The sequence below is a fragment of the Kitasatospora azatica KCTC 9699 genome (genome assembly GCF_000744785.1).
GTDB classification, from domain to species: Bacteria; Actinomycetota; Actinomycetes; order Streptomycetales; family Streptomycetaceae; genus Kitasatospora; species Kitasatospora azatica.
On sequence record NZ_JQMO01000003.1, the window covers coordinates 2358397 to 2384423 of the forward strand.

At 71.4% G+C, this 26027-nt stretch carries 26 protein-coding genes and 1 pseudogene; 16 read left to right on the forward strand and 11 right to left on the reverse strand.

Going from position 1 to position 26027, the window contains the following annotated elements:
• Positions 1-19: 19 nt before the first annotated feature.
• From BR98_RS38210 to BR98_RS21135, 5 genes and pseudogenes are all read left to right on the forward strand, one after another.
• Positions 20-151: pseudogene (locus BR98_RS38210) on the forward strand (DUF255 domain-containing protein); the annotation flags it as partial.
• A gap of 300 nt (positions 152-451) precedes the next feature.
• Positions 452-883 carry an SRPBCC family protein gene (locus tag BR98_RS21120; RefSeq protein WP_232247474.1) on the forward strand — a complete coding sequence of 144 codons (432 nt, stop codon included), beginning with the start codon at positions 452-454 and terminating at the stop codon, positions 881-883.
• Between the two features lie 160 nt (positions 884-1043).
• Positions 1044-1469 carry a Uma2 family endonuclease gene (locus tag BR98_RS21125; RefSeq protein ID WP_083977546.1) on the forward strand — a complete coding sequence of 142 codons (426 nt, stop codon included), beginning with the start codon at positions 1044-1046 and terminating at the stop codon, positions 1467-1469.
• 131 nt (positions 1470-1600) lie between these two features.
• Complete coding sequence (locus BR98_RS21130; RefSeq protein ID WP_051970010.1) at positions 1601-3679, forward strand: thioredoxin domain-containing protein; 2079 nt, start codon at positions 1601-1603, stop codon at positions 3677-3679.
• Between the two features lie 40 nt (positions 3680-3719).
• Entirely contained in the window at positions 3720-4625 is a 906-nt protein-coding gene (locus BR98_RS21135; RefSeq protein ID WP_035846877.1) for a GNAT family N-acetyltransferase, read from the forward strand.
• On the opposite strand, the gene BR98_RS21140 is transcribed toward BR98_RS21135, so the two are convergent.
• Positions 4606-5571: a hypothetical protein gene (locus BR98_RS21140; RefSeq protein WP_035846878.1), complete on the reverse strand. Its 966-nt coding sequence runs from the start codon at positions 5569-5571 to the stop codon at positions 4606-4608. The two genes, BR98_RS21135 and BR98_RS21140, sit on opposite strands and share 20 nt — an antisense overlap.
• A gap of 280 nt (positions 5572-5851) precedes the next feature.
• Here BR98_RS21140 and BR98_RS21145 point away from each other — a divergent pair, with 280 nt between their 5' ends.
• The 3 genes from BR98_RS21145 to BR98_RS21155 all read left to right on the forward strand — a co-directional run bounded on the left by BR98_RS21145 (position 5852) and on the right by BR98_RS21155 (position 8128).
• Complete coding sequence (locus BR98_RS21145) at positions 5852-6556, forward strand: papain-like cysteine protease family protein (protein ID WP_083976797.1); 705 nt, start codon at positions 5852-5854, stop codon at positions 6554-6556.
• A 10-nt stretch (positions 6557-6566) separates the two neighbouring features.
• Positions 6567-7484: a hypothetical protein gene (locus tag BR98_RS21150; protein ID WP_232247475.1), complete on the forward strand. Its 918-nt coding sequence runs from the start codon at positions 6567-6569 to the stop codon at positions 7482-7484.
• 209 nt (positions 7485-7693) lie between these two features.
• On the forward strand, positions 7694-8128 hold the full coding sequence (locus tag BR98_RS21155; RefSeq protein ID WP_157537868.1) for a hypothetical protein: 435 nt from the start codon (positions 7694-7696) through the stop codon (positions 8126-8128).
• Here the strand turns inward: BR98_RS21155 and trhA are convergent.
• Entirely contained in the window at positions 8024-8713 is a 690-nt protein-coding gene (gene trhA / locus BR98_RS21160; protein WP_035846882.1) for a PAQR family membrane homeostasis protein TrhA, read from the reverse strand. The two genes, BR98_RS21155 and trhA, sit on opposite strands and share 105 nt — an antisense overlap.
• A gap of 289 nt (positions 8714-9002) precedes the next feature.
• On the opposite strand from trhA, the gene BR98_RS21165 reads away from it, so the two are divergent.
• Positions 9003-10823: a phosphoenolpyruvate carboxykinase (GTP) gene (locus BR98_RS21165; protein WP_407639472.1), complete on the forward strand. Its 1821-nt coding sequence runs from the start codon at positions 9003-9005 to the stop codon at positions 10821-10823.
• A gap of 237 nt (positions 10824-11060) precedes the next feature.
• Here BR98_RS21165 and BR98_RS21170 read toward each other — a convergent pair whose 3' ends face one another.
• The 3 genes from BR98_RS21170 to BR98_RS21180 all read right to left on the reverse strand — a co-directional run bounded on the left by BR98_RS21170 (position 11061) and on the right by BR98_RS21180 (position 17043).
• Positions 11061-12275 carry a pyridoxal phosphate-dependent aminotransferase gene (locus tag BR98_RS21170; RefSeq protein ID WP_035846885.1) on the reverse strand — a complete coding sequence of 405 codons (1215 nt, stop codon included), beginning with the start codon at positions 12273-12275 and terminating at the stop codon, positions 11061-11063.
• A gap of 71 nt (positions 12276-12346) precedes the next feature.
• Positions 12347-14632, reverse strand: coding sequence for a protein kinase domain-containing protein (locus BR98_RS36515; protein WP_051970012.1), 2286 nt, complete (start codon positions 14630-14632; stop codon positions 12347-12349).
• Between the two features lie 110 nt (positions 14633-14742).
• On the reverse strand, positions 14743-17043 hold the full coding sequence (locus BR98_RS21180) for a protein kinase domain-containing protein (RefSeq protein ID WP_035846887.1): 2301 nt from the start codon (positions 17041-17043) through the stop codon (positions 14743-14745).
• 78 nt (positions 17044-17121) lie between these two features.
• On the opposite strand from BR98_RS21180, the gene BR98_RS40440 reads away from it, so the two are divergent.
• Positions 17122-17832, forward strand: a complete 711-nt coding sequence (locus tag BR98_RS40440) for a prepilin peptidase (protein ID WP_063774818.1) — start codon at positions 17122-17124, stop codon at positions 17830-17832.
• A 43-nt stretch (positions 17833-17875) separates the two neighbouring features.
• On the opposite strand, the gene BR98_RS21190 is transcribed toward BR98_RS40440, so the two are convergent.
• Entirely contained in the window at positions 17876-18334 is a 459-nt protein-coding gene (locus BR98_RS21190; RefSeq protein WP_035846889.1) for a carboxymuconolactone decarboxylase family protein, read from the reverse strand.
• A 178-nt stretch (positions 18335-18512) separates the two neighbouring features.
• On the opposite strand from BR98_RS21190, the gene BR98_RS21195 reads away from it, so the two are divergent.
• A complete protein-coding gene (locus BR98_RS21195; protein WP_051970014.1) occupies positions 18513-19367 on the forward strand; it encodes an SGNH/GDSL hydrolase family protein in 855 nt (284 codons plus the stop codon).
• A 12-nt stretch (positions 19368-19379) separates the two neighbouring features.
• On the opposite strand, the gene BR98_RS21200 is transcribed toward BR98_RS21195, so the two are convergent.
• Complete coding sequence (locus tag BR98_RS21200; protein WP_035846891.1) at positions 19380-19577, reverse strand: hypothetical protein; 198 nt, start codon at positions 19575-19577, stop codon at positions 19380-19382.
• A 174-nt stretch (positions 19578-19751) separates the two neighbouring features.
• Complete coding sequence (locus tag BR98_RS39510; protein ID WP_157537871.1) at positions 19752-19922, reverse strand: hypothetical protein; 171 nt, start codon at positions 19920-19922, stop codon at positions 19752-19754.
• Between the two features lie 196 nt (positions 19923-20118).
• Between BR98_RS39510 and BR98_RS21210 the strand changes: the two genes are divergently transcribed.
• A complete protein-coding gene (locus tag BR98_RS21210; protein ID WP_035846894.1) occupies positions 20119-20961 on the forward strand; it encodes a helix-turn-helix domain-containing protein in 843 nt (280 codons plus the stop codon).
• Positions 20951-21157, forward strand: coding sequence for a DUF397 domain-containing protein (locus BR98_RS21215; RefSeq protein ID WP_035846895.1), 207 nt, complete (start codon positions 20951-20953; stop codon positions 21155-21157). The genes BR98_RS21210 and BR98_RS21215 overlap by 11 nt, the downstream gene beginning before the upstream one ends.
• Positions 21158-21213: 56 nt before the next feature.
• Here the strand turns inward: BR98_RS21215 and BR98_RS21220 are convergent, their stop codons facing one another.
• Positions 21214-21627 carry a hypothetical protein gene (locus BR98_RS21220; RefSeq protein ID WP_035846897.1) on the reverse strand — a complete coding sequence of 138 codons (414 nt, stop codon included), beginning with the start codon at positions 21625-21627 and terminating at the stop codon, positions 21214-21216.
• Between the two features lie 193 nt (positions 21628-21820).
• Here BR98_RS21220 and BR98_RS21225 point away from each other — a divergent pair, with 193 nt between their 5' ends.
• Positions 21821-23080: a sensor histidine kinase gene (locus BR98_RS21225; protein WP_035846898.1), complete on the forward strand. Its 1260-nt coding sequence runs from the start codon at positions 21821-21823 to the stop codon at positions 23078-23080.
• On the forward strand, positions 23065-23712 hold the full coding sequence (locus BR98_RS21230; protein ID WP_035846900.1) for a response regulator transcription factor: 648 nt from the start codon (positions 23065-23067) through the stop codon (positions 23710-23712). Before BR98_RS21225 ends, BR98_RS21230 begins: the two co-directional genes overlap by 16 nt.
• Here BR98_RS21230 and BR98_RS42595 read toward each other — a convergent pair.
• Together BR98_RS42595 and BR98_RS21240 are read right to left on the reverse strand one after the other, a co-directional pair.
• Positions 23709-24251 carry a Uma2 family endonuclease gene (locus BR98_RS42595; RefSeq protein ID WP_407639474.1) on the reverse strand — a complete coding sequence of 181 codons (543 nt, stop codon included), beginning with the start codon at positions 24249-24251 and terminating at the stop codon, positions 23709-23711. The two genes, BR98_RS21230 and BR98_RS42595, sit on opposite strands and share 4 nt — an antisense overlap.
• Entirely contained in the window at positions 24146-25744 is a 1599-nt protein-coding gene (locus BR98_RS21240) for a chitinase (RefSeq protein WP_035846902.1), read from the reverse strand. The genes BR98_RS42595 and BR98_RS21240 overlap by 106 nt, the downstream gene beginning before the upstream one ends.
• Between BR98_RS21240 and BR98_RS39515 the strand changes: the two genes are divergently transcribed.
• Entirely contained in the window at positions 25743-25928 is a 186-nt protein-coding gene (locus BR98_RS39515; protein ID WP_157537872.1) for a hypothetical protein, read from the forward strand. The genes BR98_RS21240 and BR98_RS39515 overlap by 2 nt on opposite strands.
• Positions 25929-26027 lie beyond the last annotated feature (99 nt).

Consider the following 26027-nt stretch of genomic DNA (forward strand, 5'->3'; position numbering starts at 1 on the left):
CCTTAGCTGCTCCAGATCTGCTCCAGATCTGCTCCAGCACGCCGAGAATCCGGTCGACTGGTGGCGGTGGAGCCCCGAGGCGTTCGCGGAGGCGGAGCGGCGTGGGGTGCCGGTGCTGCTGAGCGTGGGGTATGCGGCGTGTCACCGGTGCCAGTGAATGTGCACAACCAGGCCAGCTGGCCACCTCATCCCCAGGGCAGCCCGCAAGCCGCCTCCTCGGCCGCCGTCTTCACCGCCGGCGCCGCCCTCGCCGCGACACCGTGTTGGACGCATGGCCGTGAACGAGGTGCGACTCGTCATCGTTCGATGAAGTGCGGGCCGCACGACCTGACTTGATGAGCTGTCGCGCCAGCGGCAAAATCGTGGTCATACCGTAGTGGCACCGTTCCCGGAACCGCGCCGACAGATGGGCAAGCGAACTCCCGTGAAAGCGACTCACTACTCCTATGCCGTGACGTCCCACTCGCCGGCGCAGCCCGCCGCCGTCTTCGCGCTGCTCCTGCGTGCGGGTACCTGGCCGTCGTGGTCACCAATCGACTCCGCCGAGATCGAGGGCGGGGGTGACCCGGGCGCCCTGCAACAGGTGGGCGACACCAGGGTGTTCCGCACCGGGCGGGCGGTCTCCCGGGAGCGCGTCGTCGAACTCGTCTCCGACCGCAGGTTCGGCTACGAGACGGTCGGCGGACCCTTCCGCTCCTACCGGGGCACCGTCGACCTCGCACCGGCGCCGCAGGGCGGTACCCACATCAGCTGGTCCGCTGTTTTCACCCCGAAACTCCCGCTGTCCGGCCGGTTCTGGCAGTGGTATCTGACGCGCTTCATGCAGCGCATGGCCGACGGCCTGGCCGCCGCAGCGCCCCGGTCCCGCGGCTCGGAGGTTTGAGCAGCCGCGTCCGGCCGTTCGGCGGTCGGCCGGACCGGCTGTCGCCGGGCGGCGTCCTCAGGGGCGGGTTGTGCCGGGTGAGGGCCCGTGTGAGGTGGGTGCCGTGGCCCCGCGGCGTCCGCTCCCGCTTCTACGACACAGCTCCAGCACCATCAAGTCGATGCAGATCGACTCGCTCTCGCTCGGCCGGCACGCGAAGACCGCCTCCGACGTCTACCTGGACTTCCCTGCCGACGAGAACTCCGCCCCGGACTTCGCGATCCTGCGGGAGGACGCGCAGCGGCAGGGCAAGCGCTTCACCTTCGAGGACGTGCTGCTGATCGCCGAGGTGGTGCCGGTCTCCTCCGCGCGCAAGGACTACGACGACTGCACGGCGAAGTACGGCCGCTACGGCATCCCGGTCTACGTGGTGGTGGACCCGAACGCCGCAGAGGTCGTCGTCCACACCCAGCCCACCGGCTCCGGCTACATCGCGGCGCACACGCACAAGTACGGCTCAGGCAAGCTGCCCATCGAACTGGCCGACGGGCGGACCTACACCCTCGACCCGGACGAGCTGCCCCGGCCCGAGGCGGATGCCCGCTGACGGCACCGGCTCGGCGTACAGGCAAGCGCGCACTGTCGGCCCGCTGGAAAGGCGCGCGGCGCTGGGACGACATCCGGTGCCCCCACGTGCAGGTCGCCGTGTGCAGCCAGTCGGCGTGAGAAGGTGAGCATGTGAATCGCCTCGCCGCTGCCACGTCCCCTTACCTCCAGCAGCACGCCGACAACCCCGTGGACTGGTGGGAGTGGTCCCCCGAGGCGTTCGCGGAGGCCGAGCGGCGCGGGGTGCCCGTTCTGCTGTCGGTCGGGTACGCGGCCTGTCACTGGTGTCATGTGATGGCGCATGAGTCCTTCGAGGACGTGGAGATCGCGGAGTACCTCAACGAGCACTTCGTCGCGGTGAAGGTGGACCGGGAGGAGCGGCCGGATGTGGATGCGGTGTACATGGAGGCGGTGCAGGCGGCCACGGGGCAGGGTGGGTGGCCGATGACCGTGTTCCTGACGCCGGAGAAGGATCCGTTCTACTTCGGGACGTACTTCCCGCCCCGGCCGCGGCACGGGATGCCCGGGTTCCGGCAGGTGCTGGAGGGGGTGGAGGCGGCCTGGCGGGAGCGGCGTGGGGAGGTCGGCGAGGTCGCGGGGCGGATCCGGGAGGAGTTGGCGGAGCGGGCGGGGCTGTACGGGGCCGGGGCGGGGGTGCCGGCGCCGGGGGAGCGGGAGCTGCACCAGGCGTTGGTGGGGCTCAGCCGTAGTTTCGACGCGACCCGCGGCGGGTTCGGCGGGGCGCCGAAGTTCCCGCCGTCGATGGTGCTGGAGTTCCTGCTGCGCCACCATGCGCGCACCGGGTCCGAGGTGGCTTTGGAGCAGGCGGGGCAGACGGCCGAGGCGATGGCCCGCGGCGGGATCTACGACCAGTTGGCGGGCGGCTTCGCCCGGTACTCGGTGGATGCCGAGTGGGTGGTGCCGCACTTCGAGAAGATGCTCTACGACAATGCCCTGCTGGCCCGGGTCTACCTGCACCTGTGGCGGGCGACGGGGGATTCGCTGGCCCGGCGGGTGGCGTTGGAGACGGCGGACTTCCTGGTGCGCGAACTGGGCACCGCCGAGGGCGGGTTCGCCTCGGCGCTGGATGCGGACAGCCTGGACGAGGCGAGCGGGAAGAGCATGGAGGGCGCCTACTACGTGTGGACGCCCGAGGAGTTGCGCGCGGCGCTGGGGGAGCAGGACGGGGACGAGGCCGCCGAGCTCTTCTCGGTGACCGAGAGCGGCACCTTCGAGGAGAGTCGCTCGGTGCTGCAGCTGCTGCGCGACCCGGCCGACCCCGAGGTCTACCAGCGCCTGCGGGCGGGCCTGTTGGCCGCGCGGGCCGAGCGTCCGGCGCCGGCCCGGGACGACAAGGTGGTGGCCGCCTGGAACGGGCTGGCGATCGCCGCGCTCGCCGAGTGCGGGGCGCTGCTGGACCGGCCGGACCTGGTGGCGGCGGCGGAGCGGGCGGCCGACCTGCTGCTCTCGGTCCATCTGACCCCGCAGGGGCGGCTGTTGCGGACCTCGCGGGACGGCCGGGCCGGCCAGAACGCCGGCGTGTTGGAGGACTACGCGGACACCGCCGAGGGGTTCCTCGCGCTGTACGCGGTGACCGGGGAGAGCTCCTGGCTGGACCTGGCGGGCGGACTGCTCGACACGGTACTGCTGCGCTTCACTGACGAGGCATCAGGAAGCCTGTACGACACGGCGGATGACGCGGAGGATTTGATCCGCCGCCCGCAGGACCCGACGGACAACGCCACCCCCTCCGGTTGGACGGCCGCCGCCCAGGCGCTGCTGAGCTACGCCGCCTACACCGGCTCGGAGCGCCACCGCACCGCCGCCGAGCGGGCGTTGGGCGTGGTCACCGCGCTCGCCGGGCAGGCGCCGCGGTTCATCGGCTGGGGCCTGGCCACGGCGGAGGCGCTGTTGGACGGTCCGTACGAGGTGGCCGTGGTCGGTCCGGCCGAGGATCCGCGGACGGTCGCGCTGCACCGCACCGCGCTGCTGGGGACGGCGCCGGGCGCGGTGGTGGCCCGTGGCGAGGCTGGCAGCACCGAGGTGCCGTTGCTGGCCGACCGGCCGCTGCTGGGCGGGGCGCCCGCCGCCTACGTGTGCCGGCACTTCGCCTGCGAGGCGCCGACGGCGGACCCGGCCGAGCTGGCGCGCAAGCTGGGGGCAGGAAGACAGCCGGCAGGCGGACAAGCAGGCGGACAAGCAGACGGATAAATCGGATGCACACGGCGCGGCGGTGGCCCAGGATCGGTGGATGACCTGGACTCTCACTGATTCGCTGGACGAGTTCCGTGCCCATGCCGGGGACTACCTGGCGGCCCATCCGGCCGAGAACACCGTGCTGCTGACCATCGTGAGCAACCTGGCCGGCGGGGGCACGGCCGGCGGGGATCCGAGCCGGCGTCCGCGCTTCGGCTGGTGGCGCGCGAGTGAGGACGCACCGGTGGCCGGTGCCTGGGCGCAGACGCCGCCGTTCCCGCTGCGGCTGGGCCGGATGCCGGTCGAGGCCGCCCGCGAGCTGCTCGACGCGCTGACCGAACACCGCGAGCTCGCCGGCGTGTCCGGCGGGGTGGTCGAGGCCCGCGCCTTCGCGGAGGCCTGGGCCGAGCGCACCGGCGGCACCGTCGAGATCCACGAGGAGCAGCGGCTCTACCGCCTGGGCGAGTTGACCCCGCCGGCCACCGCCGGACGGCTGCGGCCGGCCCGGCCCGCCGACCGTGAGCTGCTGATCGACTGGTTCGGGGACTTCTTCGCGGTGGTCGGAGTCCAGCCGCACGACGTCGAGAGCATCGTGGCCCACCGCGCCGCCCGTGGCGATCTGCACATCTGGGAGGACGAGGCGGGCCGCGCGGTCTCCTTCGCCGGACTCTCCCAGGTGACGGCCGGGATGACCCGGATCGGGCCGGTCTACACCCCGCCCGAGCTGCGGGGGAACGGCTACGCCAGTGCGGTGACGGCCGCGATCTCCGCTGTCGGGTGTGAGCGCGGGGCGAGCGAGGTGCTGCTCTTCACCGATCTGGCCAACCCGACCAGCAACTCGATCTACCAGAAGATCGGCTTCCGCCCGTTGGGCGACAGCGTCATCCTGAACTTCACCGCCGACCCTGCCCGGACTGCCACCCCCACAGTCAGCCCCGCCCTCAGTCCCAGTCCCAGCTGACGCCCAGCAGGCAGGGCCCGAGTCCGGTGGCGACCAGGTGCACGCAGTGGTGGCCGTCGAGGGTGAGCTCCTCGCTCTCGTACGGCACCGCGCCGGGTGCGCTGCTGGCGAACCGGTGACAGCGCACCGGTAGTGCGGCCGGGTCGAAGGTGGCCTGCAGGACGTACTGGCCGGTGCCGGAGTTGAAGCCGCGGACGTACTCGTTGCTCGGCGTCGGCGTGGGTGCGTCGTCGAAGCCGTAACCGAGCAGGTGGGTCTCGCCGGTGCGCAGCCGGCGGTCCAACAGCAGCTCGGCCATGACCAGTCGGGCGGACTGGTCGCGTCGGATCCGGCCCGGTCGGCAGTTCTCCTCGGCCCGGACCCGGACCCGGGAGACGTCGCACCCGGGATCGCCCTGGTAGATCGCCAGATAGCGGTCGATCCCGTCACGGTGTGCCCGGACGGCGTGCTGCGAGTCGCGGCGCAGCAGTTGACGGTCGGCGCCGAGCCGGATGCGTTCGATGTGCGCCACCGTGTGGACCCCGGTGTCGCGCGGTCCGGGGAGTTCGGCGAGCAGGCCGTCCACCGCGTCGGCGGGGGCGATCAGGTCGCGGTAGGGGCGGGTGGCCACGGTGGGGGTGAACTCATCACCGGAGCCTGAGCCTGAGCCGGAGCCGGCCCGACGGGGGCCGAGCAGCCGGGTCAGCGAGTGCGCGGGCAGCTCCAGCACCTCCTCCAAGACCCGTACCGCGCGCAGTGATTCGGCCCGCTCGGGGCGGCGCCGACCCTGCTGCCAGTAGCTGAGACTGGTCACTCCGACGTGCACACCGCGCTGTGCGAGGTGTTGCTGCACCCGGTGCAGGGCCAGGCCGCGGGCGGTGAGTGCGGTACGCAGTGCGAGGTGGAACGGACCGGTGCGCAGCACGGTGGCCAGCTCGGGCTGGACGGCGTGCGGACTGCGCGGCATGGCGACCTCCTCTCCCGTTCGGGCTGGGGGACCCGGGGCGGTGACGGTGGTGAATATTCACACGTCCGTGGCTCCTTGTCACCCTTCCGGTGGGCAGCGGCGGCCGCTGTTCACATACGGAGCGTGGCGTTCACACCGGGCCGCGCCCCGCCCGCACGGCCGTTGACCAGGGACGGTCAACAGCCTGATGCTCTCTCACACCCCGCCGCCGATCCGGACGGTGTCGGGACAGCGTGCCCCCCACTTCCTTTCCCTGCCTTCACCGCACGGAGGAAACGCCATGCCTTCTCCCGGAACGACTCCGAGAGCACCCCGAGCCCGGACGCGGCTGCGCAAGGCGCTCGCCGTCGCCGCGCTCGCCGCCCTCGGCCCGGCCCTGACCGTCGCGACGACCACCCCCGCCGCGGCCGCGACCACCCCCACGGTCAACGCCGCCAACACCAGCACCAGCAACACCGCCGGCACCAGCACCAGGACCAGCGCCAATGCCGCCACCGCCGGCGGTACCTGGCGCACGCTCAACATCACCATGCAGCAACAGCAGAACACCAACTGGTGCTGGGCGGCCAGCGGCGACACCATCGCCAGCTACTTCGGCTACAGCTACAGCCAGAACCAGTTCTGCAACGCCGCGTTCGGCCGGTCCATCGACTCCAGCTGCCCCAACAGCCAGGCCGCGCTGGACAACGTGCAGAACGCGCTGAGCTGGATCGGCATCAACCCGGGCAACTACGTCAGCGGGTACCTGTACTACAGCACCGTGCAGAACGAGATCAACAACAACCGTCCGGTGGAGACCAGGATCCAGTGGTCCTCCGGCGGCGGCCACATGGAGGTGCTGTACGGCTACGACACCGGCAACAACTGGGTGTACTGGGGCGACCCGTGGCCCTCCGACTACCGCTACAACTGGGCGGACTACTGGTACTACGTCAACAACAGCTCGTTCTCCTGGACCCACTCCCTCTACCAGATCGGCGCGTGAGGAGGCCATGATGACGATCCGTCAGATCCGTCAGATCGGCGTGGCCATGGTGGCCGTCGCGGCGGCCACCGCCCTCGCCGCCCCGCTCGCGGCCGCCGACACCGCGCCCGCAGCAGTCGCGGCGCCCGCCGCCGCGCCCGCTGCCGTGGCCCCGAGCAACCTGGCCCCGAGCGACCTGGCCGCCGCCCGGGGTGCGGTGCAGACCCCGGCGGTGCTCGACCAGCTGGGCCACTTCTTCGCCCGCAAGGGCGTTCCGCCCACCAAGCCGCTCCAGCTCAGCGCGGCGGCCGAGGCGCAGGCCGCCGCCCAGTCGGCCCCGCAACTGGTCGGCTCGACGGTCCCCGTCTACACCCTGGACCCGGGCTTCGTGGCCGGGACCGCCGGCGCACCGGTGGCCCGGGTGGACTTCGCCGCCACCAAGGTGGTCGCCGCCGACGGACAGCGCGCCTCGGTCTGGGCCGTGCAGCAGAACGGCAGTTGGCGGGTGGTGAACATCGCCTCCGGCAGCGACGAGACCGACTACGCGGCCCAGGGTGCGGCGGGAGGCGGTGGCACCGTCTTCCGGGAGCCGCAGCTCAACGCCTGGTACGTGCTGCGCGGCGGCCGGGTGCTGCCGTTGGACGCGGAGGCGCGCGGCTCGGTCGGCACCGGCGGCGTGACCCTGGCGGCGTACCAGCAGCTGGTGCACCAGCGGTACGGCGACAAGCTGCCCGGTTCGGCCTACGACAAGGCGGGCCTGGGCGGCGGCTTCTCGGTGAACCCGGTGGCAGTCGACCCGGTGGCGGCCAACCCGGTGCCGTTCAGCCCGGTGGCCGCCACGACCGGCGGTGGGTTGAACGTCCCGGCGGTCACCGCTGCCGCGACACTCGGTGTGACCGCGTTGGCGGGGGCGGGGCTGGCCGTCCGCCGTCGGCGGGTGCGCGACTGATCAGCTCAGTCACCAGCCGCACCACCAGTGCCCCCACGGCGACTTCCGTGGGGGCACTGCGTCAGGTCCGGGCACCTTAGGGCATTCAGTGCCGTTGGCGGCACCCGGAGTTGATGAAACATTGATGCATTGTTCGCCCGCCGTCGACTACGCCCTGTGACTGTCTGTGGATACGATATGCCGCTGGGTCAGGACGGGGAGAGGTGGCGATGGCCGTGAAGGACGCTCGGGACCTGCAGTTCTGGGGCACTGTCGCCGTGGTCGGCGCCGCGCTCGCGGTGGTGGCCGCCTACCTCGTCGACGGCGCCCCACTGGTCTGGGCGGTCGCCTCGGTGGAGGTGCTGCTGGTGATGGTCCATGTCGCGCGCCGGTTCCGGTCGGCGACCCAGGCGCACCACGCCCATCACGGCCGCCCGGACATCCGCCCGGACGCCGCGCACTGCGAGCGCTGCCGCCGGGCCCGCGAGCAGCGCAGCACCGCCGAGCGGACCGGTTCCGAGCGGACCGGTTTCGAGCGGACCGGTTCCGAGCGAGCCGGCTCAGGCGGTGGAGTAGGCCACCAGCGAGACGCCCACGTACTGCACGATGAAGGCCCCGAGGGTGAAGGCGTGGAAGACTTCGTGGAACCCGAACCAACGCGGTGACGGGTTCGGCCGCTTCAGCCCGTAGATCACGCCGCCCGCGCTGTAGAGCAGCCCGCCGACGATCATCAGGGTGATCACTGCGACCCCGCCGGTGCGCAGGAAGTCCGGCAGGAAGAAGACCGCAGCCCAGCCCAGCGCGAGGTAGCAGGGCGTGTAGAGCCAGCGCGGTGCGCCGACCCAGAAGACCCGGAACGCTATCCCGGCCAGCGCGCCGCCCCAGACCAGCCAGAGCAGCAGCTCCTGCCGTCCGCCCTTGAGCAGCAGGATGGTGAAGGGCGTGTAGGACCCCGCGATGATCAGGAAGATGTTCGCGTGGTCGAGGCGACGCAGTACGGCGTCGCCGCGCGGGCCCCAGTTGAACCGGTGGTAGACGGCGCTGACGCCGAAGAGCAGCCAGGCGCTCACCGAGTAGACCGTGCAGGCGATCCGCGCGGGGGTGGAGTCCGCCAGGCAGATCAGCACGATCCCCGCAGCCACCGAGGCCGGGAACATCCCCGCGTGCAGCCACCCGCGCCAGGCCGGCTTGACCAATGGAGGAGCAGGGCTCTCGGCAGCTTCGACTTGGTCCGCAGTCATGCTGCTCATGCTACCTACGGATGCGTAGGTTACTGACGGGTAGGAAGTGGCCTCCCTCACTTTTATCCATACTGGAGTGTTCGGGTGTGATCCAGGCGACTTTCGCCCCTGCCTCGACTGCCTCCGGATTGGCCAGTTTTTGTCCATCATGTAGCAAAAGTTGCTTCAAAACTGACGGCATGCCGTGTTGGCCCTTGAAGACCGGAGCTACGCTGCTAAGCACCCTCAACCCCCGAACGCCTGACTCATGGCTGAGTCGGCGTGAAACGGAGCGATCGTGTCGTCCGAGAACTCTGCCGTGAGCACGGCTGCCCCCACCCGCCACGCCCGCCTGGTGGCCTGGGTCAACGAGATCGCGGAGCTCACCCAGCCGGACCGCATCGAGTGGTGCGACGGCTCGGAGGAGGAGTACCAGCGTCTCGCCGACCTGCTGGTCGAGCAGGGCACCTTCAAGAAGCTGAACCCCGAGAAGCGCCCCAACTCCTACCTGGCGACCTCCGACCCGTCGGACGTCGCGCGCGTCGAGGACCGCACCTACATCTGCTCCGAGCAGGAGAAGGACGCGGGCCCGACCAACAACTGGAAGGCGCCCGCCGAGATGCGGGAGGTCTTCCAGGGTGAGAAGGGCCTGTTCCGCGGCGCGATGAAGGGCCGCACGATGTACGTCGTGCCGTTCTCGATGGGCCCGGTCGGCTCCCCGCTGGCCGCGTACGGCGTCGAGATCACCGACTCCGCCTACGTCGCCGTCTCGATGCGCGTGATGACCCGGATGGGCCAGGCCGTGCTCGACCAGCTCGGCGAGGACGGGGACTTCGTCAAGGCCGTGCACACCGTGGGCGCCCCGCTGGCCGAGGGTCAGGCGGACGTGCCGTGGCCGTGCAACACGACGAAGTACATCTCGCACTTCCCGGAGACCAAGGAGATCTGGTCCTTCGGCTCCGGCTACGGCGGCAACGCCCTGCTCGGCAAGAAGTGCTACGCGCTGCGCATCGCCTCCACCATGGCCCGCGACGAGGGCTGGCTGGCCGAGCACATGCTGGTGCTCAAGCTCACCGCGCCGAACGGCGAGGTCAAGTACGTCACCGCGGCCTTCCCGAGCGCCTGCGGCAAGACCAACCTGGCGATGCTCCAGCCGACCATCCCGGGCTGGAAGGTCGAGACGATCGGCGACGACATCGCCTGGATGCGCTTCGGCGCCGACGGGCAGCTCTACGCGATCAACCCGGAGGCCGGCTTCTTCGGCGTGGCCCCCGGCACCGGCGTGGACACCAACGCCAACGCGATCGAGACCCTCTGGGGCAACACCGTCTTCACCAACGTCGCGCTGACCGACGACGGCGACGTCTGGTGGGAGGGCCTGACCGAGGAGGCGCCGGCCCACCTGATCGACTGGCGCGGCAACGACTGGACGCCGGAGAGCGCTGCGGCACCCGGAGGGGGCCCGGCCGCCCACCCGAACGCGCGGTTCGCCGTCCCGGCCGCGCAGTGCCCGACCATCGCCCCCGAGTGGGAGGACCAGGCGGGCGTGCCGATCTCGGCCATCCTCTTCGGCGGCCGCCGGGCCACCGCCGTCCCGCTGGTCACCGAGTCCTTCGACTGGCAGCACGGCGTCTTCCTGGGCTCCAACATCGCCTCCGAGAAGACCGCCGCCGCCGAGGGCACCGTGGGCGAGCTGCGCCGCGACCCGTTCGCGATGCTGCCCTTCTGCGGCTACAACATGGGCGACTACTTCGCGCACTGGCTGAAGCTGGGCGCGCAGGCCGACGCGAGCAAGCTGCCGAAGATCTACTACGTCAACTGGTTCCGCAAGAACGCCGAGGGCAAGTTCGTCTGGCCCGGCTACGGCGAGAACAGCCGCGTGCTCAAGTGGATCGTCGAGCGCCTGCAGGGCACCGCCGAGGGCGTCGACACCCCGATCGGCGTGCTGCCGAGCCGGGACGCGCTGGACCTCGAGGGCCTGGATCTCTCGGACGCGGACCTGGAGCTGCTGCTCTCGGTGGACGCGGACATCTGGCGCCAGGAGGCCGCGCTCATCCCGTCCCACCTGGAGCTCTTCGGCGACCACACGCCGGAGGCCCTGTGGGAGGAGTACCGCGCGCTGCTGAAGCGCCTGGGCTGACGCCCGCGTGACCAGGTCTGGCCGCCGCTGCGGAGTGGCGCGGCGGCCAGACCGCTGAAAGCTTGGGCCACCGCCCGAAAAGCTGGACAGGTACGGCCGCAGTCTCAGGCTCGGCGATCCTCCCCGACCACGAGGGATCGCCGAGCTGCAGACTGCGGCCGTCGGCAAATCCGCGCCCGTCGGCACATCCCCGCCCGTCGGTACATCCCCGCATGTCGGTGGAGCAGCAGCGGCGGGTCAGACCTGCACGTACCCCGAGAGGAAGTCGCCGATCCGGGTCACCGCGTCCTCGATCTCCTCGGCGCGCGGCAGCGTGACCAGCCGGAAGTGGTCCGGCTCCGGCCAGTTGAAGCCGCTGCCCTGGACGATCAGGATCCGCTGCGAGCGCAGCAGGTCCAGCACCATCTGGGCGTCGTCCTTGATCTTGTACACCGAGGGGTCGAGCCGCGGGAACGCGTACAGCGCGCCCTTCGGCTTCACGCAGCTGACCCCGGGGATCTCGTTGAGCAGCCGGTAGGCCGCGTCCCGGGACTCCAGCAGTCGCCCGCCCGGCAGGATCAGGTCCTTGATCGACTGCCGACCGCCGAGTGCGGCCGCCACCGCGTGCTGCGCCGGCATGTTGGCGCACAACCGCATGCTGGCCAGCACGTTGAGGCCCTCGATGTAGCTGCGGGCCCGGTGCCGGTCGCCGGAGAGCACCATCCAGCCGGACCGGAACCCGGCCACCCGGTAGGCCTTGGACATCCCGTTGAAGGTGACGCAGAACAGGTCGGGGGCCAAGGTGGCCAGCGGCACGTGCACCGCGTCGTCGTAGAGGATCTTGTCGTAGATCTCGTCCGCGTAGACCACCAGCTTGTGCCGCCGGGCGATCTCCACGATCCCCTCCAGCACCTCCTGCGGGTAGACCGCGCCGGTGGGGTTGTTGGGGTTGATCACCACGATCGCCCGGGTCCGGTCGGTGATCTTGGCCTGGATGTCGGCCAGGTCCGGGTACCACTCGGACTGCTCGTCGCAGCGGTAGTGCACGGCGGTGCCGCCGGCCAGGCTGACCGAGGCGGTCCACAGCGGGTAGTCGGGTGCGGGGACCAGCACCTCGTCGCCGTCGTCGAGCAGCGCGGTCATCGCCAGCTGGATCAGCTCCGAGACGCCGTTGCCGAGGAAGACGTCCTCCACGGTCAGGCCGTGCAGCCCGCGCTCCTCGTAGTGCATCACCACCGCGCGGCGCGCCGAGAGCAGGCCCTTGGAGTCGCCGTAGCCGTGCGCGGAGGCCAGGTTGCGCAGGATGTCCTGGAGGATCTCCGGCGGCGCGTCGAAGCCGAACGCGGCGGGGTTGCCGGTGTTCAGCTTGAGGATGCGGTGCCCCTGGTCCTCCAGTCGCATCGCCTCGTCGAGCACCGGGCCGCGGATGTCGTAACAGACATTGGCGAGCTTGCTGGACTGGATGACCTGCATGGTCAAACTCTACGGGGCCGCCGCCGGAGGATGCGCGTGTTCTTTGCCACGAACTGGGCGGCCGCTGCTGCTCACGGGGCGGTCAGTGCGTACAGGGCCAGGCCGAAGCCCGCGTAGAGCAGGGTGCCGTCGGTGGCCAGCCGCCATTCGGCGCCGAACCGCGAGTCCGGCGCGAAGATCCCGTCCACCCGCTGCCGGCGCAGATCGACCCGGTACAGGTGCCCCAGTGCGCCGGGGACGAAGAGGCTGTCCCGCACCACCATCGGCCGGGCCGGCGCGGGCGGGGCCGGCAGCGGGCAGGTCCAGCGCAGCCGCAGGTCCGCCGCGTCGTAGGCGCGCAGCAGCGGTTCGCCGCAGGCGGTGAGCACCAGGTCCTGGTACACGGCGGCCGGGGTCCACGGTCCCTGGGCGCCGTGCGGCAGGTAGTCGTGGTGCAGTTCGCTGGAGTCCGCCGCGCCGAGTGACTGCAGCATCGACTCGTCCTGCCCGACCGGCAGGTAGAGCCGGCTGCCGTCCGGCGCGAGGGTGGCCCAGCTGGACCGGGTGACCGAGGTGGTGCCGGGCTGCCAGATGTAGCCGCGGGCCGGGTAGGCCCACAGCTTGCGGCCGTTGGCGGTGGCGCGGGCCACCAGGTGGCCGGTGTCGTCGGCGAAGATCAGCTGGTTGCGCGGGGTGAGGCCGCGGAAGGCCGAGGTGGTGTCGTAGATCAGGCCGGTCGGCGCGATCGGGTCGGTGAACGCCCACCGGGTCCGCTCGGTGGCCGGCGGCAGGGCGAACCAGGCGAAGCTGACCGGCAGCCCGACGACGGGGGCCTGGACCGGACCGCCGCCGTACACGGTGTAGTCGTCGGCGGCCAGCAGGGTGCTCGGCATGATGGTGCCGAGCTCCTCGCTCAGCAGCGGGCCGATCGCGGAGTTCAACGCGCCGTCCGGGACGCTGACGCAGAGCACCGAGCCGCCACTGAGCGCGAACGCGAGCTGGCCGCTGACCACCGGGTCGGTCATCAGCGAGTCGGTGGAGTAGGCCCAGACTTGCTGGCCGGACCGGCGGTCGAGGGCGATCAGTCTGGTCTCGTCGGTGTAGAGGACCAGGTGGTACGCCGGGGCGGGGGCGAACTGCAGCAGCGGCGGGGCGCTGCTCACCTGCCACAGCGGGTCGAGGAAGGGCGGCTTGCTCGGCGGTGCGGGTGGCTGCCGACGCGCCGCCGCCCAGCCGAGGCCGCCCGCCGCCGCTGCCACGGTCGCGCCGGTGAGCAGCACCGCGCGACGGGAGAGCCCGGGCCCGGTCTCCTTGGACAGCGCCCCGCCGAGCCGGATCAGGGCGCGCCCGAGCCCGGCCGTCGCGCTGGTGCGCCCGCTGCCGCCGGTGCCGCCGGTGCCGCCGGTGTCGCCGGTGTCGAGTGGGCGCGGGTCCGGCGGGCGCAGGTAGCCCTCGGCTGCGGCGCTGTCGCGCGCCAGCGCGGCCCGGACCGGCTCAGGCAGCCAGTCGGGCTCGAAGTCCAGGTCGGAGCCGCTCTGCCCGCTGGCGTCGCCTGCCAGCAGTCGGGCGCGCAGCAGTCGGGCGATCGGGCGGTCCATCGGGTCGTGCGCCATCAGTTCGCGCAGCAGCGGGCGCAGCGTGGCCGGCACCGCCCGCAGGTCGGGACCGCGTCCGCCGAGCCGGGCCAGCACCCCGGGCAGCACGGTGGAGGCGCCGAGCGGTCCGGGCACCAGGTGCGGCCCGCTGCCGGTGACCGCGTAGACCAGCACCGCGCCGAGCGCGTAGAGGTCCCCGGCCGGGCCGGCCCGGAAGCCGGCCGCCTGCTCGGGGGCCATGTAGCCGGGGGTGCCCAGCACCGCACCGGTCCGGGTCAGCGCCGGAGCCCCGGCGGCCCGGGCGATGCCGAAGTCGATCACCCGGGGGCCGTCCGGAGTCAACAGCACGTTGGCGGGCGTCAGATCGCGGTGCGCCAGCCCGGCCTCGTGGATCGCGGTCAGCGCCTCGGCGAGTCCCGCGCCTAGCTGACGCACCGTCAGTTCTGGCAGTGCACCGCACTCGTGGACCAAATCGCGCAGGGAGCCGCCGCGCACGTACTCGGTGGCGAGCCAGGGCGTCGGGCCTTCCGGGTCGGCGTCCACCAGGGCGGCCACGTACGGACTGCGCACCGTCCGGGCCGCCGTCACCTCGGCCCGGAACCGCGGCAGGTAGTCGCGGCCCCGGGCGTAGTCGGCGTCCACCACCTTGACCGCCACCGGCCGTCCGTCGTCCGGCGCCTGCGCCAGGTAGACCCGGCCCATGCCGCCGGAGCCGAGCCGGGCGAGCAGCTCGAACGGCCCGACGGCCGGCGGATCCTGTGGCCCGAGCGGTTGCGGCCCCATCGATGTGTGCCCCCGTGCGCCTCGTTGACGGTCGGTCAGATCACTACTGTGCTGGGCCGGCGGCCGGCTGGGAAGAGCCGACCGGGTGGCGGTCGGTTCGAGTCGGTCGGTCAGACCGGCGGCAGCGCGTAGACCGTCGAGGCGAAGGTCGCGTAGAGCCGTTCGCCGTCGGTGGCCAGGAACCAGTCGTCGCCGGTGTCCAGGCCGTTCTTGAAGGTCCAGCGGATCTTCGCCTGCTTGATGTCCACCGCGTACACCCCCTCGGCGCCCCGGCCCGGAACGAACAGCGTCTCATGCACCAGGACCGGCGGGACCAATCCCGAAGCCGGTCGGGGCAGCGGGCAACTCCACAGCGGCTTACCGGTCTTGGCGTCCCAGGCGGTGACCGCGCTGGTGCCGTCGCCGCCGTAGACCACACCGCCCGCCGCCGTCACGGGGGTGAACATCCGCTTCTCGCCGGCCGGCACCTTGATCTCCCACTGCTGGACGCCGTCGCTCAGCCGTACCGCCTGCAGGCCGGTGGACTCGGCCAGGCAGTACGCCTGGGTGTCGTCGGCGGCGGGCGGAAAGGCCGCCTTGGCGCCGGTGGTGGCGAACCAGACCTGCCGGCCGTCACCGCCGCTGCGGGCCACCAGGTTGTCCTGGTCGTCGGTGTAGTAGAGGTTGCCGCCGGCCACCAGGCTGTCGACCAGCGGGTCGGTGCCCTTCTTGCGCGGCTGGAACCAGACCTGGTCCTTGCCGTCGAGCGAGAAGCCGAACACGCCGTCGGTGCCGCTGGTGGTGACCTCTCCGGCGGGCAGCAGGGTGCCCAGCAGGAAGACGGTGTGGTCGTCGGCGCCCAGCAGGGTGCTCGCGCTGATCGTCCGGCCGTCCGGGAACTTGGTCACCGACTGCCAGTTGGGCACGCCGCTCCTGGAGTCGTAGCCCGCCACGCCGTTGAAGGTGCTGACGAACGCCCGGCCGCCGCCGCTGCCCAGGTAGGTCGCGCTGACCTCGCGGCGGGACCAGAGCACCGCGCCGGTGCTCGCGTCCAGCCCGACCAGCGCGTCACCGGGCGGGTGCAGCACGCCGTTCGAGATCCGCACGGGGGCGTAGGCGAGCCGGCCCTGCGCCGGGTACGTCCACAGCGGGCTCGGCGGCACGCCGTCCGGGCGGGCGCTGGTCGGGGCCGGGGCGGGCGTGCCGCTGGCAGTGGAGTTGGGGAACGAGGTGACCTGCGGGGAGGGCGAGGCCGGCGCGGTGGGGGAGCCGTTCGCGCTCGGCTTGCCGCCGCCGCTGCCGGAGAGCGCCCAGCCGGCGCCACCGGCCGCCGCCAGCGCGAGCACGCCGCCGCCGGCCAGCAGCAGGCCGCGCCGCGAGGGGCGGGACGCGGCGGGGGTCGTGGTGGTGGTGCCGGGGGTCGTGGTGGACGCGGTGCCGAGCTTCATCGTCCCCGGGTCGGCGGCCGGCCGACCGTCCGTCGCCGTCGGGGAGTACGCCGGGTGGACCGGGCCGGCGGTCGTCGCCGCGCGCTCGGGCGCCTCCATGTCCATCACCGAAGCCGCGTGCCGGGCCAGCGCGGAGGCCACCGGCGCCGGCAGCCAGCCGTCGCGCAGCAGCGCCTCCGGGCCCTCGGGCGCCAGCATCGCCGACAGCTGCTCGGCGGTGGGCCGCCGGGCCGGGTCCTTGGCCAGGCAGGCACCGACCGCTCCCCGCAGCTCCTCGGGCAGCACGCTCAGGTCCGGCTGGTCGTGCACCACCCGGTACAGCTGCGCCGCCGGACCCGACTCGCTCTCGAACGGGCCGTGCCCGGCCGCCGCGTAGAGCAGGACCGAGCCGAGCGAGAAGACGTCCCCCGCCGGGCCCATCGGCTGACCGGCCGCCTGCTCGGGCGACATGTACCCGGGCGAGCCGACCACGATCCCGGTCCGGGTCGTCTGGTCGCCGTCCAGCGCCCGCGCGATACCGAAGTCGATCACCCGCGGCCCGTCCGCCGCCAGCAGCACGTTGGACGGCTTGAGGTCCCGGTGCACCAGACCCGCCGCGTGCACCGCCGCCAGCGCCTGCGCCAACCCCGCACCCAGCGCCCGCACCGAGTGCTCCGGCAGCGGCCCGTGCTCGCCCACCGCCTCGCTCAGCGACGGCCCGAGCACGTACGAGGTGGCCAACCAGGGCAGCGCACCGGCGACTTCGGCGTCCACCACCGGCGCGGTGTACTTCCCGTCCACCGCCCGCGCGGCCGCCACCTCCCGGGCGAAGCGCGTCAGGAACTCGGGGTCACCGGCGAGTTCGGGGCGCACCACCTTGACGGCCACGGTCCGCCCGCCCGCCGAGCGCGCCAGGTAGACCCGGCCCATCCCGCCCACGCCGAGTCTGGCGAGCAACCGGTACGGGCCGATGGCCTCGGGATCAGTGACGTCCAACGGGTCCATGGGGCTCCCCCTTCGTACGGATCAAGCGAGCAGATCGTACGGGGCGTGGCCGACGCGCGGCAGGGTAAGGGGGGAGGCGTGACAGCTGAGATCTTGGGAGCGCTGGCCGGTTTGCTGGTCGCGCCGGTGCTGCGGGGGGCGGTGGCACGGTACGCGGTGGCGTACCGCGAGCCGGTCGCGGTGTGCGGCGGGTGCGCACGGGTGCCGCACTGGCTGCCGCCGACCGGGCGTTGCCCGGGGTGCGGGGCACGGTTCGGGGCGGCGCCGTTCGGGGTGGAGGCGGTGGCGGCCGCGGTGGGTGCGGGCGTCGGCGCGGGTGTTGGCGCGGCGGGGAGTTGGCCGATCGCGCTGGTACTGGCCTGGGTCGCGCTCTTCGGCGTGGTGCTCGCTTTCGTGGACGGCGCGGTGCACCGGCTGCCGGACGCCCTGACGCTGCCGCTCGGGGTGGGCGTCGCGGTGCTGCTCGCGGGCGCCGCACTGGTCGACCACCGGACCGGCGTGCTGACCAGGTGTCTGCTCGCCGCAGCCGTCTTCTTCCTGCTCTACGGCCTGCTGGCGCTGCTCGGCCCGATGGGCCTGGGCGATGCCAAACTCGCCCCCTCACTGGGCGCTTTGCTCGCCTGGTACGGCTGGCGCGCGGTATACCAGGGCGCCTTCGCCGGGTTCCTGCTGGCGGCGGCCTGGGGCCTGCTGCTGCTGGCGGCCAGGCGGGCGGGCCGCAAGGACCCGCTGCCGTTCGGGCCGTGCATGCTGCTCGGGGCGTTGGCCGGCGTGCTGGCGGGGGGTTGACCCCTCGGGTCGACCCCTGGGCCACCCCCCCGCCGGCACGGTGTCACCAGGCGCCGGCGAGCTGCTTGGTGCTGACGTTCAGGCGGTTGAAGAGGTTGGTCACGCCGATCATCAGCACGATCGCGGCGAGCTGCTCCTCGGTGTAGTGCCGTGCCGCCTCGTCCCAGATCGCGTCCGGAACCGGGTCCGGCCGGTCGGCGAGCCGGGTGGCCGCCTCGGCGAGGTCGAGCGCGGCCCGCTCGGCGTCCGTGTAGTACGGCGCCTCCCGCCAGACGGGGAGCGCGAAGAGCCGCTGGTCCGTCTCGCCGGCCTTCTTGGCATTGCGGGCGCCCCCGTCCACACAGGGGCCGCAGCCGTTGATCTGGCTGGCCCGCAGGTGCACCAGTTCCATGGTGATGCCGGGGACACCGCCTTTCTCGGCGGCCTTGAGGACGCCGAGGATGGCCGGCATCGCGTCGGGGATGATCACGGCGGGGTTCTGCATACGCGGCTGGGGCTGCATGGTGGCTGTCTCTCCGGTGTGTTGGGTGTTCTCGCTGCGTCGTACACAGCACTGACGGAGGGCGGGGCGGAAGTGTGACAGCGGACTGGGATCCCGATCTCGCGTGTCGTGCCCCGTGACGGACCGTGCTCCGTGCGTCACTGTCACAGACGGAGACGACTCGAAGAGGAGAGGCCGCATGGACCCGCTGACTTGGGTGGCGCTGGGGGACTCGTACACCGCAGGGGTGATCGTGACCGCTGGGGAGACCTTCGAAATCCCGCGCGACGGCTGTCAGCGCACCACGCTCGCCTATCCGCAGGTGCTGGCCCGCAGGCTGGAGGAGCAGGTCGAGCTGGTCGACGTCAGCAGCGGGGGCGCCACCATCGCCCACATCGCGCAGCACCCGCAGGAGCCGGCGGGCAGCCAGTTCCCGCCGCTCAGCACCGACCCCGACTACCCCTACCAGCCGGTGCCGCCGCAGATCGAGGCGGTCTCCGAGAAGACCGACGTGATCACGGTGGGCGCCGGAATCGCGACCCTCGAATTCCTTCCGATGCTGATGGAGTGCATCACGCTCGGTCAGGACTCCGGCAACAGGGGTGCGCCCGGTCGCGATGCGCTCCAGGACGGCCTGCCGGCCCGACTGGCGGTGACGGCCGACGAGTTCAGTGAGATGCTCGCGGCCCTGCACGAGCGTGCGCCCTTCGCGCGCGTCATCACGGTCGGCTACCCGAGCATCTTCCCCGCCGATGCGGCTGCCGCCTCCTACGACAGCCCGACCCAGTACCTCTCGCTGACCCACGGCGACCTGGCCTGGCTGCGTGACGAGGTGTTGTTTCCGCTCAACCGCTTGATCGAGGAGGCGACCGCCGCCTCCGGGGACACCTTCGTGGACCTCGCCAAGGTGACCAGCGGGCACAGCGCGAGCGACCGCGACCGGTGGATCGAGGGCATGCTCCTCGACGATTTCAAGCCCGGCCTACTGCTGCCCAACGCCCGTGGACACGCCGCCGTCGCGCAGGCACTGCAGGACGCGCTCCTCAACAGCTGAGCGTCAGCGTCATCAGACCAACTGCCCCTGCTGCTCGCCGGACGCGACGCAGCGGGGGCAGCGGCATGCGGGCCACTCGCCGGTGATCGGACGGGTGTAGGGCTCGCCGAGCCGGACGGTCTGCCGGGAGCGCGGGATACGGCGGCCGGTGGGGGTGACCCGGTAGACGCGCAGGGTCATCCGGCTCGTGCGGGGGTTGCGGTTGCTCATCGTGCTTGCCTCAGTTCGTGGTGCAGAAAGGGCAGTTGGGCCAACCCAGCGGGCAGGGCATGGGCCGACGGCGGGCGGCGGCGGAGATGGCGGAGGGGGTGGAGGGGGTGGAGGGGGTGGAGCGGCCGGAGGGGCGGATGAGGGCGCGCAGTCGGCGTGCGAGGGCGCGGACGATCAACTCTGCGCACGCTTACGCGCCTTGAGCCCGTCGCGGAGCAGGTCGGTCAGCTCGTGCGCGACCTCCGGGCGGATTCGGCCCAGCTCCACCAGGACGTCCCCGGTGAAGCGGCCCTCGTACCAGTCCACACAGGCCGAGGGGAAGGCGATCCCGGCCAGGCTGGCCACGGCTCTCAAATCCTCCAAGGCATCGTCGGCCACCTCACGCTTCGTCCGGATGATCCTCGTCAGGCGAGACGGTTCGCTGCTCTTTGTCACCGGTTGACTCCCTTCTGTTGCCATTTCACTCCCAAGCATCGGCATCTGTGCTTACGATCGGAAGGACTTCTAGCTTCCACTTCGGCCATGAGGACTTGGGGTAACTGTGGTCAACCAGAAGAAGCTTGATCCGACGTCGGGCCCGTATGCCGCCTTCGGCGTGCAACTCCGCAGGTTGCGCAACGAGAAGGGGTGGACGCAGACCCAGCTCGGGAAGCGGATGGGCTTCTCGGACACCCATGTCTCGGCGGTGGAAACGGCGCTGAAATCCCCCACGCGGAAGTTCGCACAGCTGGCCGATCAGGCGTTGGGTACGGGCGGGACGCTGCTGCTGATGTGGCATCAGGCGCAGCACGGGGCGTTGATGGAGGGGTACACAGAATTCACTCAGCGCGAGGCGGAAGCCATCGCGATGAGGCTGTTCGAGATCAATGTGATTCCCAGCCTGCTTCAGACTCCGGAGTACGCGCAGGCGTACCAGAACGCAGAGGTCCGACGCGGCCGCATCACGCAGGAGCAGGCGGATGAGCGCGTGGCGATCCTGCTTGCCCGCCAGCGGTGCCTCGATCGAGCGCCCGTGCCGACCATCCACGCTGTCCTCGACGAAGCCTGCCTGCGGCGACCGATTGGCGGCCGGGAGGGGATGATCAGGCAGCTGGGCCATCTTGAGACCCTTGCGCAGCGTCCGGGGATCACCATGCAGGTTGCGCCATTCGAGTTGGGCGAAGATCGTCCCTTCGCCTATCCGGTAAGGCTGTTGACCCTGCCGCACCGCGCAATGGTTGGTTACGTGGAGACGCTTAAGCGCGGGTACCTCGAGCGAGATGTGGAGACTGTGGCCGGATGGGCCAGGGACTACGATCACCTGCAGGTTGAGGCGCTCCCGCGGGCCGCGTCCCTCCGCTTCATCCGGGATGTACGAAAGGACTTTGAGAACCATGCACAGTGACCTGTCCGGCGCTTCGTGGCGCAAGAGTTCGTACAGCCAGCAGGGTGGAGAGTGCATCGAGGTCGCCGACGGCTTCGCCGCCGTCACCCCCGTCCGTGACTCCAAGGACCCCGAAGGCCCCGCCCTCGTCTTCCCCGCCGAAGCCTTCGCCGCCTTCGTCGCCGCAGCCAAGTCCGGTGCTTTCGACCTCCTCTGACGCACAGTCCTGGGAGGCCCCGGGTCAAAGCCGGGGTCTCCCAGGACTTGGGCGGGTCAGCGCGCCCTGGCAAAGGCCGCGCGGAGCCCGGATCCGTTGACGATGAACGCCGCTGGGGCGAGCGCGAGCGCGGCGGCGACCTGCATGGCTATGAACCACGGCGGGAGGATGCCGGGGATCAGGTCGATGGCAAGGATGGCGATCGGCGCGACGACCGAGATGATGCGGACCCGCAGGAAGGCCGATCGCGATCCCCGGGCGGCGCGGCCCGTCAGCCAGTAGGCCACCACGGCACTCGCGAGCACTCCGGCGGTCCGCCCCCACATGAACGAGGTCGGCTCCCTTCCGGTGACCGAGAGCACGACGTCCACGACCAGGACGGCGGCGCTGAGTGCGCCGTAGGCGGCGACGAACTTCCTGACCCTGCCGAAGGCTTGGTGGGTGAGCTGCCGGTGGCTGGCGGTTTCCATGTCTCTCTTTTCCCCTCGTACGTCGAGCCGTCTGACGTGCTTTCGATGCTAGGGAGCCGCCCGGGGACGCGGTATGGGCCTGGACGCACAGAGGGGTGGGGCCAGACCCACTTCGGAGCCGATGGAGGCGGAATCGGGCTCCGCGCGGTGCAGAGTGGCATCAGCAAGCCGCACCGGCAGGAGGGAGTGGGTCATGCGACAGGTCGTCTCGTGGGTGACTGATGCCTGCGTGGGGTTCGTACGGGCGTGCATCGTGGTGGCCGTCAGCATGCTGGTCCCGGCGGTGTGGGCCGCCGCCGTGGCGCTGGGGATCTGGTGGGGAGCCGGGAACCCGTGGTCCTGGCTGGCGCCGTCGGTGCTGGTCTGCGTGGGCACGATCGTGCTGTCCCGCCCGGTCTGCCGGCTGGTCCGCCTCCTCGTCGCGCGATGGACCGCCACCGTCATCCCGGCCGGATACCGGCAGGCGGGGCCGGTGACGCAGCTGTCCACCGGGTACTGGTGGAACGGCTTCAGCTACGAGCGCACCAGCCGCGATGCCCTGATGGACCAGAAGTGGCGGCTCCGCTGGGGCGATCCGGCCACCTGGCGCGACCTGCGGTTCACGGGGATCGTGCCGTTCACGGCGGGCGTGGTCGCGGCCGTCCCGCCGGCCGGAGCGGCGCTGGCGGTCCTCGGGCTCAGCCAATCCGTGCTCGCCATGCGCCTGTTCGGGCTGCTCGGCCTGGTCGTGGCCGTCGCGGCTGCCCCGTATGCCTGGCGGTCCGTCGAGCCGGTGGCCGTCCGCTTCCTGCGCCCGTCGCGAGCGATGGCGCTGGCGGAGCGGGTGGACGAGCTGACCGCCCAGCGCGCGGACACCACGATCGCGCAGGCGGCCGAGATCCGCCGGATCGAGCGGGACCTGCACGACGGGGCGCAGGCCCGCCTGGTCGCACTCGGGCTCTCACTGGCGACGGCGGAGAAGCTGATGGAGACCGACCCTGCCCGGGCGCGGGCGCTGATGCGGGAGGCGCGCGCCGGCGCGGCCACCTCACTCACCGAGCTCCGCGATCTGGTCCAAGGCATCAACCCGCCGGTGCTGAACGACCGAGGGCTGATCGACGCGGTGCGCGCCCTCGCCCTGGACAGCCCGCTCGAAGCGGCCGTCAGAGCCGAGGTCCAGCTTCGCCTGGACCCGCCGATCGAGTCCGCCCTCTACTTCGGAACCGCCGAACTGCTGACCAACGCGGCCAAGCACGCCCGTGCGACCCGGGCGCTGATCTCCATCGCCCGGAACGACACCCACATCCTCGTCGAGGTCGAGGACAACGGGCGGGGCGGCGCCGACCTGCGAGCCGGCGGCGGACTGGCGGGGCTGCGCCGCCGCCTCGCGGTCTTCGACGGCACCCTGGAGATCACCAGCCCGGCAGGAGGACCGACCCACGCGAGGATGATGGTGCCGTGCGAATCGTCGTAGCCGAAGACCTCTATCTCCTGCGTGACGGGATGGTCCGCCTCATCGAGGCATGCGGCCACCAGGTGGTGGCGACGGCAAGCACCGGACCCGAGACGCTCGACGTGCTGCTGACCTGGCGGCCCGACGTCGCCGTGGTCGACGTCCGGATGCCGCCGACCCAGTCCGACGAGGGCCTGCGCGCCGCCCTCGCCGCCCGCCGCGAGCTGCCCGGACTACCGGTCCTGATCCTCTCCCAGTACGTCGAGCAGTTGTACGCCCGCGAACTCCTGGCCGACGGCGCCGGTGGCATCGGCTACTTCCTCAAGGAGAGCGTGTTCGACGCCGACCAGTTCATCGACGCCCTGGAACGCGTCGCCGCCGGCGGCACCGCCATGGACCAGGCCGTCATCGCCAAACTGCTGTCCAACGGCTCCTCGAACCGCCGCCTCGCACAACTCACCGAACGCGAACACTCCGTGCTCAGCCTGATGGCCGAAGGACTCTCCAACCAGGCCATCGCCCAGCGGCTCTTCCTCAGCGAGAGCGCCATCAGCAAGTACACGACCTCCACCTTCGGCAAACTCGGCATCACCGACGACGACAACAACAACCGCCGCGTCCTCGCCGTCCTCGCCTACCTGAACGAGTCCTAGCGGGCGAACTCCTTGAGCTCCTCGGTCTCCAAGGTGATGCCCAGCCCGGGCAGTTCAACGGTATGCCCGTACGCCAACGTGACAACGCTCCGATACCTACCACCCGCCGGCTCGCTGTACACGGTGACCGAGTAGATCTCCCGATCCACCAGCAGGTAGACCGGGATCCCGGTCTCGGCGTACGCCGCCGGCTTCTCGATCCGGTCGCGACGGTCGGTGTCCGCATCGAAGGAGGTGACCTCGGCGACCATCAGGACATCGTCCGCCCAAGGGGTGGCCCTGCCACGGTACCGAAAGCCCGGTCCAGGATCCGTACAACGCCGCGAGGCCCGCCGCACCTGCTCGGTGGGGCGGGCCTCGCGGGGGCGCTCAGGCCTCTCCCTCAAGAGGCGTGGGGCGCCGCGATGGTGGTGCGGGTCAGCGGATGGAGGGGTTACTGCATGCCGTGGGCGTGGTTGCCGACGTTGGTGGAGAAGTCGTTGCCGTTCTTCGCGTCCCAGTTGGTGGACCAGGCCATCGCGCCGCGGATGGTCGGCCACTTGGCCGGCGGGACGAAGGACCCGCAGTTGCTGCCGGTGGCCAGGCAGTCCAGGGCGTTGTTGACCACGGTGGAGTTGACGTAGCCGCCGCCGGCCGCCGAGGCGGAGGCGGGGACGCCGATGCCGACCTGGGCCGGGCTCAGACCGCCCTGGATGTAGGTGCAGATCTGCGAGGTGATGAAGTCCTCGGTGCCCTGGTTGTAGTTCTTGCCGTCACAGCCGGGCATGCTGCCCGAGTTGTAGAACTGGGTGTTGACGACCGACAGGATGTCCTTGACGTTCAGCGACAGCTGGAAGTAGGCGCTGGTGCTGGTGTACATGCCCATGGTCTCGGGGGCCATGGTGAGCACGAAGTTGCTGCCGACCTTGCCCGCGAGGCTGTGCAGGGCCTGCGCCATGTAGGTCGGGTTGACCCCGTTCTCCAGGTCGATGTCGACGCCGTCGAAGCCGTACTGCTGGATCAGCGTGTAGGCGCTGTTGGCGAAGTTGGTGGCCGAGGCGCTGTCGCCGACGGTGATCGCACCGTTCTGGCCGCCGACCGAGAGCACGACCTTCTTGCCGGCCGCGTGCTTGGCGGCGATGTCGGCCTTGAACTGGGCGTCGGTGTAGCCGCTGAGGTTCTTCGCCAGGGTCGGGTCCAGCGTGAAGCTGATCGCGCCCGAGGTGGTGGTGGCGTCGGCGAAGGACACCGCGATGATGTCGTAGTTCGCCTGGACGTCGGCGAGCTTCTGGTCGGTCGCGCCGTTGTCGAAGTTCTGCCAGTAGCCCGTGATGACGTGCTTGGGCAGGCCGGTCGCCGGGGGAGTGCTGGTCGACGTGGGCGTCGGCGTGGGCGTGGGTGTCGGCGTCGGAGTCGAGGTGGGAGTCGGGGTGGGTGTCGGGGTGGGTGTCGGTGTGGGCGTCGGGGTGGGGGTCGGCGTAGGCGTGGGGGTGGGCGTGGGCGTCGGAGTCGGGGTGGAGGACCCACCCGGCCCCGTCAACGTCACGTCGTCCGCTCCGTAGGCCCCCTGCCCGTACCACCCGTGCAGGTACACCGTCACGCTGGTGGTGCTCGCGCCCGTGGTGAAGCTGGTGCTCAGCTGGTTCCAGCCGGTCTGGCTGGACCAGGTGCTCGGGTCGGTGCCGCCGGTGCCGGTGGCGCCCAGGTACACGTACGGGCCCTGGACCCAGGCGGCCAGCGTGTAGCTGGAGTTCGGCTGCACCGGGATGGTCTGGGTGCACTGCGCCGTGTCCGCGCTGCTCGGCGTGGCCAGCAGCGCGCCGGTGCCGCTGTGCACCGGCGAGGAGACGGCGGCGGCGGTGCCGGTACAGCTCCAGCCGGTCAGGCCGCTCTCGAAGCCGCCGTTGCTGGTGAGGTTGCCGACCGCGGCGCTGGCACCGCCGGCGAAGAGCGCCAGGCCGGTGCCGGCCACGGCGAGGGCGGTGGTACCGGCGGCGAGCGCGGGCAGCGCGCGGCGGCGACGGCGGTGAGTGGGGGCGACCGTACGGGCCATGGCGAAACTCTCCTGGGGGAGGAGGAGAGGAGCCGCCGCGGTGGGGGTCGCGGCGGCCCCGTGTGGGGGAGGGAAGGACGGCAGAAGGAAGACAGGAAGAGGGCAGGACGAAGGCAGAAAGGAAGACAGAAAGGAAGGCAGAAAGCAGGCAGAGGGAAGTCAGGGCGAGGTGGCCGGCGGTTGAACCGGCGACTGCTTGTCGAACAAGCTGGACTAGACCATTGGCATGCGTCAAGCAGTCGTTCGCCGACTTACGGAATCTTTAAGGATCCGGAGACCTCTC